12 protein-coding genes are annotated in these 14,300 nt (G+C 73.9%); 6 read left to right on the forward strand and 6 right to left on the reverse strand.

Annotated elements, in window-relative coordinates; translation table 11 throughout:
- The first annotated feature begins 171 nt into the window (after positions 1–171).
- Together metF and ACZ3UD_RS00550 are read left to right on the forward strand one after the other, a co-directional pair.
- On the forward strand, positions 172–1,086 hold the full coding sequence (gene metF, locus ACZ3UD_RS00545) for a methylenetetrahydrofolate reductase [NAD(P)H] (RefSeq protein WP_465580652.1): 915 nt from the start codon (positions 172–174) through the stop codon (positions 1,084–1,086).
- A gap of 198 nt (positions 1,087–1,284) precedes the next feature.
- Positions 1,285–2,157, forward strand: a complete 873-nt coding sequence (locus ACZ3UD_RS00550; protein ID WP_465580654.1) for a hypothetical protein — start codon at positions 1,285–1,287, stop codon at positions 2,155–2,157.
- Positions 2,158–2,175: 18 nt separating this feature from the next.
- Here ACZ3UD_RS00550 and ACZ3UD_RS00555 read toward each other — a convergent pair whose 3' ends face one another.
- Both ACZ3UD_RS00555 and ACZ3UD_RS00560 read right to left on the reverse strand, forming a co-directional pair.
- The gene (locus tag ACZ3UD_RS00555) at positions 2,176–3,669 is read right to left on the reverse strand and encodes a phytoene desaturase family protein (RefSeq protein ID WP_465580657.1); all 1,494 of its coding nucleotides are present in this window, start codon (positions 3,667–3,669) and stop codon (positions 2,176–2,178) included.
- An 11-nt stretch (positions 3,670–3,680) separates the two neighbouring features.
- A complete protein-coding gene (locus tag ACZ3UD_RS00560) occupies positions 3,681–4,298 on the reverse strand; it encodes a DUF4126 domain-containing protein (protein WP_465580660.1) in 618 nt (205 codons plus the stop codon).
- Positions 4,299–4,864: 566 nt separating this feature from the next.
- Here ACZ3UD_RS00560 and ACZ3UD_RS00565 point away from each other — a divergent pair.
- The 3 genes from ACZ3UD_RS00565 (at position 4,865) to ACZ3UD_RS00575 (ending at position 7,094) form a co-directional block, all read left to right on the forward strand.
- The gene (locus ACZ3UD_RS00565) at positions 4,865–5,464 is read left to right on the forward strand and encodes an SAV_6107 family HEPN domain-containing protein (RefSeq protein ID WP_465580662.1); all 600 of its coding nucleotides are present in this window, start codon (positions 4,865–4,867) and stop codon (positions 5,462–5,464) included.
- 45 nt (positions 5,465–5,509) lie between these two features.
- Complete coding sequence (locus tag ACZ3UD_RS00570) at positions 5,510–6,262, forward strand: methyltransferase domain-containing protein (protein WP_465580664.1); 753 nt, start codon at positions 5,510–5,512, stop codon at positions 6,260–6,262.
- A 442-nt stretch (positions 6,263–6,704) separates the two neighbouring features.
- On the forward strand, positions 6,705–7,094 hold the full coding sequence (locus tag ACZ3UD_RS00575; protein ID WP_465580666.1) for a DUF3040 domain-containing protein: 390 nt from the start codon (positions 6,705–6,707) through the stop codon (positions 7,092–7,094).
- Between the two features lie 86 nt (positions 7,095–7,180).
- On the opposite strand, the gene ACZ3UD_RS00580 is transcribed toward ACZ3UD_RS00575, so the two are convergent.
- The 4 genes from ACZ3UD_RS00580 to ACZ3UD_RS00595 all read right to left on the reverse strand — a co-directional run bounded on the left by ACZ3UD_RS00580 (position 7,181) and on the right by ACZ3UD_RS00595 (position 12,756).
- Positions 7,181–9,616: a transglutaminase TgpA family protein gene (locus ACZ3UD_RS00580; RefSeq protein WP_465580668.1), complete on the reverse strand. Its 2,436-nt coding sequence runs from the start codon at positions 9,614–9,616 to the stop codon at positions 7,181–7,183.
- A complete protein-coding gene (locus ACZ3UD_RS00585) occupies positions 9,613–10,929 on the reverse strand; it encodes a DUF58 domain-containing protein (protein WP_465580670.1) in 1,317 nt (438 codons plus the stop codon). The genes ACZ3UD_RS00580 and ACZ3UD_RS00585 overlap by 4 nt, the downstream gene beginning before the upstream one ends.
- Before the next feature lies 1 nt (position 10,930).
- Positions 10,931–11,977, reverse strand: coding sequence for an AAA family ATPase (locus ACZ3UD_RS00590; RefSeq protein ID WP_465580672.1), 1,047 nt, complete (start codon positions 11,975–11,977; stop codon positions 10,931–10,933).
- 236 nt (positions 11,978–12,213) lie between these two features.
- Positions 12,214–12,756, reverse strand: a complete 543-nt coding sequence (locus ACZ3UD_RS00595; RefSeq protein WP_465580675.1) for a beta-class carbonic anhydrase — start codon at positions 12,754–12,756, stop codon at positions 12,214–12,216.
- 538 nt (positions 12,757–13,294) lie between these two features.
- On the opposite strand from ACZ3UD_RS00595, the gene rsmH reads away from it, so the two are divergent.
- On the forward strand, positions 13,295–14,269 hold the full coding sequence (gene rsmH / locus ACZ3UD_RS00600) for a 16S rRNA (cytosine(1402)-N(4))-methyltransferase RsmH (RefSeq protein WP_387620623.1): 975 nt from the start codon (positions 13,295–13,297) through the stop codon (positions 14,267–14,269).
- The last annotated feature ends 31 nt before the right edge of the window (positions 14,270–14,300 follow it).

Genomic DNA, 14,300 nt, shown 5'->3' on the forward strand with positions numbered 1-14,300 from the left:
GATGCTCCGCTGGTTCGCTGGGGTGCAGCAAGCGTAGCGGGGCAGCTGGGAACGGGCGTGCGAGCGGGATCCCGGGGGCGCCCGGAAAGACGAGCGGACGGGGGCCACCTCTTGTCCCACATCGTGGAATCGAGTTGTCCGGCCCCTTCGAACGCCGGATAACCTGCCAGCATGGCACTCGGCATCGCTTCCACGAGACCGGATCGCGCGCAGACGGTCCGCGAGCTCCTGGCGGCCGGAAAGCGCTCCTTCTCCTTCGAGTTCATGCCGCCCCGCAGCGAGGTCGGCGAGCAGAAGCTCTGGGACGCCATCCGTCGGCTCGAACCGCTGGACCCCAACTTCGTCTGCATGACGTACGGCGCCGGCGGCTCCTCCCGCGAGCGCACCGTCAACATGGTCGGCCGGATCGCCACCGAGACCACGCTCACCCCGGTCGCCCACCTGACCGCGGTGGACCACTCGGTGGCCGAGCTGCGCAACATCATCGGCCAGTACGCCGACCAGGGGGTGCGGAACATCCTCGCGGTCCGCGGCGACCCGCCCGGCGACCCGATGGGCGACTGGGTCCGGCACCCGGACGGCGTCACCTACGCGTACGAGCTGGTGGAGCTGATCAAGGGCATCGGCGACTTCTGCGTCGGCGTCGCGGCCTCGCCGAACCGGCACCCGCGCTCGGACGACTGGGACGAGGACATCCGGCACTTCGTCGCGAAGATCCGCTCCGGCGCGGACTACGCGATCACCCAGATGTTCTTCGAGGTGGACGACTACCTGCGGTTCCGCGACCGGGTGACCGCCGCGGGCTGCGAGACGCCGATCATCCCGGAGATCATGCCGGTGACCAACGCCAAGCAGCTGGAGCGCTTCCCGCAGCTCAGCGGCTCGGCCTTCCCGGCGGAGCTGGAGGCCCGGCTGCGGGCGGCCATCGACGACCCGGCGGCGCTGCGGGGGATCGGCATGGAGCACGCCACCGCGATGGCCGAGCGCCTGCTCGCCGAGGGCGCGCCCGGCCTGCACTTCATCACGCTCAACCACTCGACGGCGACGCTGGAGATCTACCAGAACCTGGGGCTGCACCGGCGGTAGAAGTGCCTGGCGCGCCGGTCACGCGCGTTCTTGGGCGGCTGTTCACGAGCCCGTCACCGTCTCGACGGTGGCGGGCTCGGTCGTGTGCGGCCGGTGCCGCCGACGGCGGGAACGCGATGCGGTACCCCGGCCGTTGAACCGGTACAGTCGCCGCACACGCGCGGCGCGCGCGGGCACGCGACTGGAGGTAGCGCGCGGATGGGCATCGGATTCCTGCTGCTGTACGTCGCGTTGGCGGTGGTGGCGCTCTGGCTGATCGCCGAGGTCCTGCTGCAGAACCGGGCGCCGCTGCACTGGCGGGTGCTCGCCCTGGTCGGCTTCCTCGGCGTCGCCGCCGGGATGACCCTCGGCTCCGTCGTGGTGATCGGCGCCGGCGCCGGACTGTTCGCGGTGGGCCAGGCCTTCGTCACCCTGTCGGTCAAGCGCGGCTACCGGAACGGCTGGTCCCTGCGGAAGGCCGACGGCAGCCTGCCCGGCCCGCTCGCCAAGGTGCCGCTGCTCGGTGCCCTCACCGGCGGCGCGGCGGCGGTCACGGCCGTCGCGGCGACCGAGGACCTGGTCGGCGAGGTCAGCGCGGTCGAGGAGACCCCGGCCCCGGAACCGGTCACCGAGGACGTCCCGGAGGTCGAGCAGACCGCCGCCTTCGAGCAGACCGCCGCCTTCGAGATGCAGGAGCTGGCCCAGGACGGCGTCTACGCCCCCGCGTACTACGAGCAGCAGCAGTCCCAGCAGCAGCCCCAGGACCCGTACGCCGCGGCCTACCAGTCCGGCTACGACCAGCAGCAGTGGCAGACCCAGCAGCAGCCCGCCTTCGCCTACGACCAGCAGGCCTACGGCGGCTACCCCCAGCAGCAGGACCCGTACGGCGGCTACGTCCAGCAGCAGGACCCGTACGGCGGCTACCAGCAGCAGCACCAGCAGCAGTCCTGGGACCCGAACGCCCAGCAGCAGTGGCAGCCCCAGCCTGAGCAGCCCCACCTGGACCAGCACGGCCAGAGCATCCCGCAGCAGCCGATGTACGACCAGAGCGGCTACGGCTACCAGCAGCAGAGCACCTGGCACCAGGGCTGACGGACGGCAGCTCCCCGGTTACGCCGGGCCGATGAGGCCGGCCGCGATGCAGGCCGACATACCGACCCGGGAGAGCCCGCCGCCGGGATGGGCGTTGCCGCCGACCAGGTAGAGCCCGGGGACGGGGGACTCGTTGGCGGCCTTCAGCCACGCCCCCGAGGATCCGGCCAGGACCGGCTGGGCGATCGCGCCGCCCAGCGCGCCGGTCTCCCGGCGGGTGTCCTCCGGGGTCCGCACGACCCGCCACAGCACCCGCTCGCGCAGGCCGAGGCCGGCCGCGTCCACGTGGGCCAGCAACCGGTCGGCGTAGCGGTCGGCCACACCCGGGGCGGTCCAGTCGAACTCGCCCTGGGCCGGGACGGTCGCGGTCAGCACCACGCTCTCGTGGGCGTCGTCGGGGCGCAGCGCCGGGTCGTCCGGGCGCAGCACCTGGACGGTGGGGCGCTCGCAGGGCGGCGCCGAGAGGGTCAGGGCGTTCTCCTCGGCGGCCGGGTCGGCCGCGTGCACCACCGTCCGGTGCGCGGTGCCCTCCGGGCGCGGACCGCGCAGCGCCAGCAGCACGCTGAACCGGCCGGGCACCTCCTGGGGCTCCCAGTGCTCGACCGGCAGGCCCGGCCACTCGGCGAGGCCGTGACGGTGGAGGGCGTTGACGTCCATCGCCGAGACCACCAGGTCCGCGCCGATCCGGCCGCCCGCCGTCTCGACCCCGCTCGCCCGGCCGTCCTCGACGACCACCCGGGTGACCGGGGTGCCGAAGCGGAACTCGACCCGGCGCAGCTCGCAGCGCCGGAACACCGCCTCCGCGAGGGCCCGCAGGCCGCCCCGGACGTACCAGACGCCGAAGGACTGCTCCATGTACGGCAGCACGGTGGCCCCGGCCGGAGCCTGCCCCGGGGTGAAGCCGTACCGCACCGCGGCCTCGAACAGCAGGGCGGACAGGCCGGGGTGGCCGCCCAGCTCGCGCCGCGCCACGTCCGCCAGCGTCCACGGCCGCGGACGGCGCAGCCGGGCCAGACCGCTGCGCGCCGGGACGGGGTACGGGTCGGTGCCCAGGAAGCCCCGGTCGGCCGGGAGCGGCTCCTCCAGCAGCGGGCGGCGGGTGGCCTCCCAGACCGTCCGGCCGTGGTTCATCACCGCGCTCCAGCGAGCGCCGGAGCCCGCGCCGAAGGCGGCGTCCAGGGCCTGGCTGACGCCGCCCCGCGAGGCGTTGGGCAGGGTGACGGCGGTGCCGTCGGCGAACAGGTGCCGGCTCTCCGGGTCCACCGGAGCCAGCTCGACCAGCTGCTCCAGCGGCTCCTTGCCGGTCTTCAGCGCGAGGTCGCGGTAGACGGCGGGCAGCGGGAGCAGGCCGGGCCCGGTGTCGAAGGCGAAGCCGTCGCGCTCGTACCGGCCGACCATGCCGCCGTACGTGCCGCCCGCCTCGCAGACCGTCACCCGGTGGCCGAGGGTCGCCAGCCGGGAGGCCGCCGCGAGCCCGCTCATTCCTGCACCGATGATGACGATCTTTGCCATGGCACCCGATCCTAGGCCTGTCGGGAGAGCGCACCCGCCCCGGCCGCCCGGGCGGCCCTGCGTTCGCGGCGGCGGGCCCGGAAGGCACGGATCCTACTGATCGCCAGCCAGGCCAGCAGCAGGCCGACGGCCAGGAGCACGGCGGCGATCGAGGCCGCCAGCCAGGGGTGGAAGATCGCCAGGATGACCAAACCGGCCACCGAGAGGTCCTCCAGCAGGCTGACCACGATGTTGCTGGCCGGCTCGGGCGAGGTGTTGACGGCCATCCGCAGCGAGGCCTTCACCAGGTGGCTGCCCAGCGCCGTGGTCCCGCCCATCGCGCCGGCCGCGACCTCGCTGAGCGAGCCCGGGTCGGTGCTCGCGATCAGCACGCCCACCACGGCGCCCGCGATCGGCCGGATCGCCGTGTGCACGGCGTCCCAGACGGTGTCCACGTACGGGATCTTGTCCGCCACCGCCTCCAGCAGGAACAGCACCGCCGCCGCGATCAGCACATCGGTGCGCTCCAGCGCGTGCGGCACCGACTGGGCGTCGGCGAAGCGGCCCAGCAGACCGAGCAGCAGCACCACCGCGTACGCGTTGATGCCGCTGGCCAGGCCGCTGGTGAAGATCAGCGGCAGGACCGTCATCGCGTCCCCCTCCTCGCAGTCCCGGGATTCGAGAAACCCCGGCCGGGCAGCTCCGGCCCCGCGTACCGTACCGGGACCCGGGACGCCACGGCCCACCGCCGCGGTTCCGGACCGGGCGGAGGACGGCGGACTGAGTACGGATACTCAGATCCAGGGTTGAGTACCTCAGCGGATGGCCTCCGACCTGCCGGGACGGGAAAGTAGTGGCACCCGGGAGGGACGGCGCGTCGGGCGCCGGACCGCCCGGGTGGCGGATCCGTCCGTCCCCCCGGCCGGGAGGGCCCGGGGGACGGCGGCGGACGTCCGCACAGGTGCCGGTCACGGACCCGCACCGCCGACACGGGGCGGCGGAGCGGGCCGGGGGGAGACCGGCCAGCGAGGGGGGATCGCGCCCCGCCTCCCGGTGGGGGGACGGCGGAGCGACGGCACACGGCGGCGGCGCGGCACGGGGGAGGGCCCGCGCCCGCCGCCGGTACGCCGACCGGATGAGGATTGTCAGTGGTGCCGTTCACGATGGGGGAGCACGGACCACCCGGTCCGCGCGCTGCCTCGGAACGGGGGAGACCATGACCATCGGCCGTCCTGAGCCCGTCACCGCCCGCCTCCACTCCGCCGCCCTGCCGCACTCCCAGGGCTCCCCGCACTCCCCGGGCTCCTCCGGGGGACGCCCCGCCGGGCGGGACGTCCATCCCGTGCCGCGCAGGACGGCCGCGCCGCCCGCCGCCCTCGACCTGCTCGCCGACGCCCACCGCACCCTCGCCCGCGCCCGCGCGCTGGAGGACCCGCTGGAGCGCTACGCCACCGCCCACCTGGCCGCGCTGCGCACGGTGGCGGCCGTGCTGGCCGTGCGTGGGCGGCCGGAGAAGAGCCCGCGAAGGCGCAAGGCCATCCGCAGCGCCTGGGAGGTGCTGCCCGAGGTGGCCCCCGAACTCGCCGAGTGGGCGCTCTACTACGGTGCCGGCGCCCGCCGCCGGGCCGCCGCCGAGGCCGGGATCCGGGGCGCCGCCTCGGCCCGCGACGCCGACGACCTGATCCGCAACTCCGCCCTGTTCCTGCGTCTGGTTGAGCGCCTGCTCGGCCTCCACCCGACCCCGCCCGCCCCCAGGCTCCCGCTGGACGCCGACGAGCTCCCGGCCATGAACGGCGCGGCCACCAGGCAGGCTTAAGGTGGAGGCATCCTGATCGAACTGCACGTGCCAAGGAGCCCGACCTTGTACCCGACGCGTCCCCGCAGTGCCCTGCGTACCGCCGTGGTGTGGGAGGTGGTGCGGGCAGCTCTGGAGAAGCGGGCGGCCGAGCTGGACCAGCCGGTGCTCGACGTGGTCGACACCGGCGGCGGCACCGGCAACTTCGCCGTGCCGGTGGCCAAGCTCGGCCACCGGGTCACCGTGGTCGACCCGAGTCCGGACGCGCTGTTCGCGCTGGAGCGCCGGGCCGCCGAGGCCGGCGTGACGGATCTGGTGCGCGCCGTCCAGGGCGACACCCAGACGCTGCCCGAGCTGGTCGCCCCCGGCACCGTGGACGCGGTGCTCTGCCACGGCGTGCTGGAGGTCGTGGACGACCCGGCCGAGTCGCTCGGCAGCCTGGCCGCCGCCCTGCGCAAGGGCGGCCTGGTCAGCCTGCTGGCCGCCAACCGCAACGGCGCCGTCCTGGCCCGCGCGCTGGCCGGCCACTTCAACGAGGCCCGGACGGTGCTCTCCGCCGCCGACGGCCGCTGGGGCGAGCAGGACCCGATGCCGCGCCGTTTCACCGGCGAGGAGCTTGGCCGACTGGCCGAGGGCGCGGGCCTGCGGGTCGAGTCGGTGCACGGCGTCCGGGTCTTCGCCGACCTGGTGCCCGGCGTGCTGGTGGACACCGAGCCGGGCGCGATGGAGGCGCTGCTGAAGCTGGAGGAGGCCGCCGCCGCGCAGCCCGCCTTCCACGCCGTGGCCACCCAGCTGCACCTGCTGGCCACCCTGGCCTGAGCCCCCGCCGAGCCCTCGGTCCAAACCCTGAGGCCCGCCCGCCGCCGTACGGTTCGCACACCGTGCGGCGGCGGTTCGCTTTCCGGACGGGTGCCGGTCTTCTGCGCCTCGCCTCGGTGCGCTCGCGAATCCTCCCTAGCTCCGGGCCGATTCCATCGCATCGGGCACTTGTCCGGGCCGGCCCGCGTTGAGACGGGTGCGGCCCCGCCCGGTCGAAGTGGCCCGTCCCACGCGGCGCAGACCACCCCGTAACGGGCTCACGGACCGTATGATCTGGGTAAAGCCGGAAAGCATGACAGCCGGATGCGTGGGGCATATGGACGACACGGGCCGGGTCCCCCCCGCACAGGTGTCCGACCGTGTGCCCAAGGCTGATTGGACTTGCCTCCCCGACCGGGGTGGCGGACCGGTCGCACTCGCGACCGACGAGTAGGAGGACTCCGTGCCGCTCTCGGAGCACGAGCAGCGACTGCTCGACCAGATGGAGCGAGCGCTGTATGCCGAAGATCCCAAATTCGCGTCGGCGCTTGAGGGAACCGGGCTGCGCACCTACACCCGTCGGCGGGTCTATCTGGCCATTGCCGGCTTCGCGGTGGGGATCGGCCTGCTGATGGGCGGCATGGTCGTTCCGGACCAGATCTGGGTCAGCGTCGTGGGCTTCCTGGTGATGCTCGGGTGCGCGGTGTTCGCCGTGACCGGCTGGCGCCGCGGGCCCGCGGGCCAGGGCTCCGGCCCCCGTCAGGCCGCCGCCCCGCGCCGCAAGGCCGGGATGATGGACCGCGTGGAACAGCGCTGGCAGCGCCGCCGGGACGAGCAGACCGGCGGCTTCTGAGCCGCTCGACGACGGCGTGGAACGCAATGAGCCGGGGCGGGCAGTCGATCGACTGCCCGCCCCGGCTCATTGCGTTCCAGGACGGCTCAGGACTGGGGGGTGGACCGCTTGCGCCGGGTGAACACCCGCCGCACCGGCCCGGTGACCGCCTCGACGGCCCGGCCGACCCGGGTGCCGACAGCGGTACGGGCCGCCCGCACCGCGTCGGAGACCCGCCACCACAGCTGCGCCGAGGACGGCGGCAGCAGCAGCGCCCGGGCCCGGTCCATCCGCCCGGCGCCGGCCCACAGACCGTGCCGGGCGGTTCGGACGTCGGCGGCCAGCGCAGCCGTGGTGACCTGCCCGGCCGGGGCGTAGAGCACCCGCTCGGTGGCCAGCGCCAGGCGCCCGGCGGCCGCCGCCGCGTCCGCGTTCAGCTCCGCCGTCTCGGTGATCCTCCGGGCGGCCGAGCGCGGGGTGCGTGACTCGTCCGGGGGAATTCCGAGGTCCCAGGCGGAGTCGATCAGCTCGTCCCAGGCGGCCAGCACCTGGGCGTCGGTCAGTTCGAGCGGGCCGTCCCCGCCGGGGCGGCGCCGTCCGCCGCCGAGCCGGCGGCGGCGCAGGGCCGTGCGCCAGAGCATCGGGGCGAGCAGCAGTGCGATCACCACCAGTACCGCGGCCAGGGCGCCGAGCACCTGCGTGGAGAGCAGCCAGGACTGCTCGTCGGCCTTGTCGACGGCCTTGTTCTTGGTGCCGCAGTCACCCAGCTGGCGCTGCTTGGCGGTGCAGCCCGAGCTGCCGGTCGGCGCCGGGACGGCGGCCGCACTCGACGCGGCGGCGGTCGGCTGCTGGGTGGGCGCCGTGGTCGGGGCGCTGGATGCCTCCTGGTAGTGGGCCGGGACACCGCGGCTCGGGGTCGGCTCGAAGCGCATCCAGCCGTAGCCGGAGAAGTACAGCTCGGGCCAGGCGTGGTACATCCGGCCGGTGACCGAGTAGACGTTGCCGCCCTTGCTGTCGCCGGGGGTGAAGCCGACCGCGACCCGCGACGGGATCTTCAGCACCCGGGCCATCGCCGCCATGGTGGAGGCGAAGTGCACGCAGAAGCCCCGGCGGTCGCGCAGGAAGACCGCGATCGCGTCGCTGCCGGTGCCGCCCGCGACCTTGGTGTCGTACGTGAACTGCGGACCGGTGAACCAGTTCACCAGTGCCGTCGCCCGGTCGTAGTCGTTCTGCGCCTTGGCGGTGACGGCCTTGGCCTGCTCGGCCACCACCGGTGGCAGGTCGGTGGGCAGGGCGGTGTAGTGGTCCCGGATGTCCTGCGGGGCGAGCGGCGCGGCGCGCAGCTCGGCGGCGGTGGGCCGCAGGTCCAGCGAGGTGACCTGGTAGCGCAGGCCGCGGATCGCCTTGTCGTTGGTCGGCACCACGGTGCGGGTCATCGGGTCGAGCTTCCAGTCGCCGCGGTTGGGGAGCTGGACGGAGGCGGCCGGGTACGGCATCGGCAGCCAGCTCTTCTCCAACCGGTCACTGACCTGGAAGTCGCCCTGGATCCGGGGGACGTCGGTGCTGCGCAGGCCCTCGGGGGAGGGCAGGGTGGCCGGGAGGTCGCTGACGACGGGGCTGCTGAGCTTCCAGTTGGTGCCGTCGAACTGGTCCAGGGAGCCGGTGCGCAGGTAGATCTGGTCGGCCAGGTCGCTGTCCAGGGTGTAGCTGAGCAGCTCGGTGTCGGTCGGTTTGGTGACCGCGGCCTCCAGGCTGACCAGCGGGTCGAGGCTGGTCGTCACGCTGCCCGAGGTGCCCTTGCCGGAGGACCCGCCGGAGTCGGAGTCCAGCAGCCCCAAGTCCCAGCGCGGCAGGAAGACCGGCAGCAGCATCGCCAGGGCCAGCGCCAGGACGCCGACCTGTTGGCCGCCCGGGCTGACCCGGCTGGAGCCGACCGTGCCGCGCGCGCCGCCGCGGAAGACCCGGCCCCAGCGGGAGACCCGGTCCTGGCCCTCGGCGAACAGCAGCACCAGGTAGCCGGCCGCGGCCAGGCCGAACCAGACCCAGCTGCCGTGGTCCCCGGCCAGGCCGTTGCCGATCGAGTACAGCGCCAGCAGCGGCAGCCCGGCCAGCGCGGAGCGCCGGTAGGTCACCGCGACGGTGTCCACCAGGACGGCGATCAGGCCGACCGAGGAGACCAGGATCAGCCGCAGTCCGGCGGTCGGCGGCGCCGGGATGGCGTACTGCGTGATGTCGTCGATGCCGGAGGAGAAGACCCGGCTCAGCACCCGCATGGCGTTCGGGCCGGGCAGCACGCCGCCGGTCATCCCGGAGCCGGCGAAGCCGATCAGCATCAGCAGGAGCAGCACCAGCAGCTGCGCCACCGGCACCGTCCAGCGGAACAGCGGGGAGCGGCGCAGGCCCGCTCCGACCGCCGCGATCACGGCGACCACCAGGACGGCGTGGGTGAGCCAGCTCCGGGTGGTGAGCAGCGGGAGCATGCACAGCGCGGCGAGGGTGGTGGCCAGCGCCGAGTACACGGTCAGTTTGGCCCGGGTGGTCACGCGCCGGCCTCTTCTCGGTAGGGGGCGGTGGTCCTGGCGCCCTCGGCGGCCCGCCACAGGTCCGGTACGGAGTCCCCGGAGCGCACCGGCAGGACCGTCCAGCCGGCCTCGCGCAGCTGCCGGACCCGCTTGCGGAACTCGTCGCCGCCGGTGTTCGGGGCGAGCATCCGCAGGCCGGCCCAGGTGTTGGTGTCGAGCAGGAAGGCGATCGCCCCGCCGGTACGGCTGCGCAGCCGCGCCAGTCGGGCGGTCTGCGCCTCGTCCAGTGCGCCGATGACGGCGACCAGCAGGCCCTCGCCGCCGGCCCGCAGCGGCTCCTCGGCGCGGGAGAGCCCGCCGCCGTCGGAGAGGTCGGCGACCGCGAGGGCGTCCAGGATCAGCCCGGAGGTGTCGGCGGCGACGTTGTTGCCGCCGGTGCCGGGCACCCACTGGCCGGTGTCGGTCAGCAGCTGGGTCTGGTAGCCGCGCTCCAGCAGGTGCACGGCGACGGAGGCGGCGCAGCTGACCGCCCATTCGAAGGAGGAGGCCGGGCCGCTGCCGCGGTGGCCGACCTCGCGGGTGTCCAGCAGGACGGTGGCCCGGGCCTTCTGCGGCTGTTCCTCGCGACGCACCATCAGCTCGCCGTACCGGGCGGTGGAGCGCCAGTGCACCCGGCGCAGGTCGTCGCCGGGCCGGTACTCGCGCAGGATCACGTCGTCGTCGCCGGCCAGCGCGAGGGTGCGGGTGTGGCTCTCGCCCTGGCCGATCCACTCGCCGCTGAGCCGCACCTGCGGCAGCGCCTGGACCTGCGGGACGACGGTGAGCACGTCGGAGGCGGTGAAGGACCGGTTGACCTCGCACATCCCGAACGGGTCGGACAGCCGAAGCTGCAGCGGCCCGAGCGGGTAGCGGCCGCGCAGGTCGGAGCGGACCCGGTAGGAGACCTCGCGGAACCCGCGCGGCTCGACCCGGTCCAGCACGAAGCGCGGGCGCGGCCCGAGCACGTACGGGACCTTGTCCTCCAGGAGCAGCAGGCCGGTGGGCACCCGGGAGACGTTGTCGACCCGCAGGTGGACCCGGGCCTCCTGGCCGGCGATCGCCCGGCGCGGGCTGAGCCGGCGGCCGCTGGCCACCCGGTAGCGGGTGTTGGCGACCACCAGGGCGGCGGCCAGCGGCAGCGCGGCGAGCAGCACGCCGACCCGCAGCAGGGCGTCCTGGTTGAGCAGGTAGGCGCAGACCACCGCGGTCAGTCCGGCCGCGAGGAAGGAGCGGCCGCGGGTGGTGAGGCCGCGCAGTCCGGCCCGCAGTCCACCCGTCTGATCGGATGAGGCCACCTCAGCCCCTCCGGACGGCCGGGCCGCCCTGCGGACGCGGCAGCGGCAGCCGGGCGACCAGGTCGGCCACGATCTGCTCGGAGGTACGGCGGCCGAGCTGGGTCTCGGCGGTCGGCATCAGGCGGTGCGCGAGGACCGGGACGGCCAGGCGCTGGATGTCGTCCGGGGTGACGTAGTCGCGTCCGTCCAGCGCGGCGGCGGCGCGGGCGGCCCGGACCAGGTGCAGGGTGGCGCGCGGCGAGGCGCCCAGGCGCAGCTCGGGGCTGGTGCGGGTGGCGGCGACCAGGTCGACGGCGTAGCGGCGGACCGGGTCGGCGATGTGCACGGTGCGGACCAGGTCGACCAGCTTGAGGATGTCGGTGGCGTGCGCGACCGGCTGGAGGTCGGCCAGCGGGCTGGCGCCGGCGTGCACGTCGAGCATCGCGAACTCGGCCTCGGGGCTGGGGTAGCCGATCGAGATCCGGGCCATGAAGCGGTCCCGCTGGGCCTCCGGGAGGGGGTAGGTGCCCTCCATTTCGACCGGGTTCTGGGTGGCCACGACCATGAACGGCGAGGGCAGCTCGTAGCTGGTGCCGTCGATGGTGACCTGGCGCTCCTCCATGGACTCCAGCAGTGCGGACTGAGTCTTGGGCGAGGCGCGGTTGATCTCGTCGCCGACCACGATCTGGGCGAAGATCGCGCCCGGGCGGAACTCGAAGTCGTGCCGCTGCTGGTCGTAGATGTTGGTGCCGGTGACGTCCGAGGGCAGCAGATCGGGCGTGAACTGGATGCGGCGCACGGTGCAGTCGACCGAGCGGGCGAGCGCCTTGGCCAGCATGGTCTTGCCGACGCCGGGCACGTCCTCCAGCAGCAGGTGGCCCTCGGCGAGCAGGACGGTCAGGGCGATCCGGACGGCCTCCGGCTTGCCCTCGATCACGCTCTCGATGTTGGCGCGGACGCGGTCCACGACCGCGGCGAGCTCGGGGAGTCCGACCTGGCGGTACCCGTTCGCCCGCTGTTCGCCCCCCGCAGGACTGCCGAGACCGGCCTGGTCGTTGTAGCTCGTCACCCGTTTACGCTCCCTGGCACCCTGTGCCCGCCTCACCCGAGGCCGGACCCCACCCCATGCTTGACGCGGCCGTCCCGGGGGCGGTTCCGACGGTGGATCCGGCGCCGGGGTGGCGGCCTGCGGCCCGGCCGCCCCAGGTGGTTCGGGGTCCGACCGGCAGGCGCATTCTCCCCCGGGCGCTGGCCCGAAGTCACCATTCGGCTGTCCCCGAATGCCCGGAGGAGAGCGGGCGAGTGTCAGACGATCTCGCGCAGGAGCCCGGTGTGGACGTCGAAGACGAAGCCGCGCACGTCGTCGGTGTGCAGCAGGAACGGGGAGGTGCGCACCCGCTGCATGGACTGGCGGACGTCGCCGTCCAGGTCGACGAAGGACTCCACCGCCCACTGCGGGCGCTGGCCGACCTCCAGCTCCAGCTCGCGGCGGAAGTCCTCGGTGAGCCCGAGCAGGCCGCAGCCGGTGTGGTGGATCAGCGCGATCGAGCGGGTGCCGAGGGCGCGCTGGCTGATGGTCAGGGAGCGGATGGTGTCGTCGGTGACGACACCGCCCGCGTTGCGGATGACGTGTGCGTCGCCCAGTTCGAGGCCGAGCGCCGCGAACAGGTCGAGGCGGGCGTCCATACAGGCCACCACGGCGATCCTCTGCACCGGGCGGGCGTCCATGCCGCCGTCCCGGAAGGTCACCGCGTACTCGCGGTTGGCCGTCACGAAACGGTCGATGATGACTGGTCGGGTGGTGTCGGCAGCGGCGTTCGGCGTGGGCCGGTCGGGGGTCACTGTCATGCTGGCGACGTTAGTGCGATTCCGGGCCCCGCGGTGGGGTCGGGAGCTACAGAACCGGCCGCTGTGATCGAGTGCATAGCGACAACGGGAGGGTTTGTCCGGGCTGGTCCCGGAGTGGGTTCGTACCCGGTCGCTCGACGGGGGCGCGCGGCGCTCGTCGCGGCTCGCCAGCCGGGGCCTCCACCGGACCGCTCCGACGGCTGCGACCTGCGGTGATCCGTACCGCCGCCCGGGTGGTGCGCCGGAGCGGACCATTGACTGCCGGGGCCCGCGCGATAGAGTTGCGGCGCAGTGGAGCACACCCGCCGGAGCCCGTCAACCGGGCCTTGTCGGCCGGTGTGGCCCGGTCGATGCGGTTCGTGGCCTCCACCCGCTCCGTGCCCACCTGGCGCACCTTCCCCGGCGCCGGGCGGTCACGACCTTCCCTTGAGCGGGCGGGGACCACGGGCCGCGTCGTCGTACCGGGGGACGGTGGGCGAGAATGGTCGGAGCTCCCGGAGATCGGGCTGCTCCGCACCGAGGAAGGGCGCCACCGCGCATGACCACCAACGAACCGGGTCCCAAGCACGTTCCGGTGATGCTGCAGCGGTGCATGGACGCCCTCGCCCCCGCGATCTCGCGCCCCGGTGCCGTGGTGGTGGACGCCACCCTCGGACTCGGCGGGCACAGCGAGGCGCTGCTCACCCAGTTCCCGGAGGTCCGGCTGGTCGCGGTGGACCGCGACCCGCAGGCGCTGAAGCTGTCCGGCGAGCGGCTGGCCCCGTTCGGCGACCGCGCCACCCTGGTGCACGCGGTGTACGACGAGATCCCCGAGGTGCTGGAGCGCCTGGGCATCGACGAGGTGGACGGCATCCTGTTCGACCTCGGTGTCTCCTCGATGCAGCTGGACGAGGCCGACCGCGGTTTCGCGTACGCCCAGGACGCGCCGCTGGACATGCGGATGGACCAGACCCGGGGGATCAGCGCGGCGGAGGTGCTGAACACCTACAGCCATGGTGACCTGGCCCGGATCCTCAAGGTGTACGGCGAGGAGCGGTTCGCCGGGAAGATCGCCTCGGTCATCCTGCGGGAGCGGGCCAAGGAACCGTTCACCAACAGCGCGCGTCTGGTCGAGTTGGTGCGCAACGCCATTCCGGCGGCGACCCGTCGGACCGGCGGGAATCCGGCCAAGCGGACGTTCCAGGCACTGCGGATCGAGGTCAACGGCGAGCTGGAGGTCCTGGACCGAGCGATCCCGGGGGCGTTGGACGTCCTGGCGCTCGGCGGCCGGATGGTCGTGATGTCGTACCAGTCGCTGGAGGACCGGCTGGTGAAGCAGTACTTCGCCGCCGGGGCGACCAGCACCGCCCCGCCGGGGCTCCCGTTCATCCCGGAGGAGCACCAGCCCTGGCTCAAACTGATCACCCGAGGTGCCGAGCTGGCCACCGAGCAGGAGATCGAGGAGAACCGGCGCGCCGCGCCCGTGCGACTGCGGGTGGCGGAGAGGATCAGGGACCGAAGCAAGCGGGGCTGAGCCCCGGCGGGGTCCGAAGGGCGGAGGAAAG

Source organism: Kitasatospora sp. NPDC023118, assembly GCF_055560875.1.

What these genes read in the sequence shown, in the direction of transcription:
- metF (WP_465580652.1), top strand. Translation starts at nt 172, where the DNA reads ATGGCACTCGGCATCGCTTCCACGAGACCGGATCGCGCGCAGACGGTC.
- ACZ3UD_RS00550 (WP_465580654.1), top strand. Translation starts at nt 1,285, where the DNA reads ATGGGCATCGGATTCCTGCTGCTGTACGTCGCGTTGGCGGTGGTGGCG.
- ACZ3UD_RS00555 (WP_465580657.1), bottom strand. Translation starts at nt 3,669, where the DNA reads ATGGCAAAGATCGTCATCATCGGTGCAGGAATGAGCGGGCTCGCGGCG.
- ACZ3UD_RS00560 (WP_465580660.1), bottom strand. Translation starts at nt 4,298, where the DNA reads ATGACGGTCCTGCCGCTGATCTTCACCAGCGGCCTGGCCAGCGGCATC.
- ACZ3UD_RS00565 (WP_465580662.1), top strand. Translation starts at nt 4,865, where the DNA reads ATGACCATCGGCCGTCCTGAGCCCGTCACCGCCCGCCTCCACTCCGCC.
- ACZ3UD_RS00595 (WP_465580675.1), bottom strand. Translation starts at nt 12,756, where the DNA reads ATGACAGTGACCCCCGACCGGCCCACGCCGAACGCCGCTGCCGACACC.
- rsmH (WP_387620623.1), top strand. Translation starts at nt 13,295, where the DNA reads ATGACCACCAACGAACCGGGTCCCAAGCACGTTCCGGTGATGCTGCAG.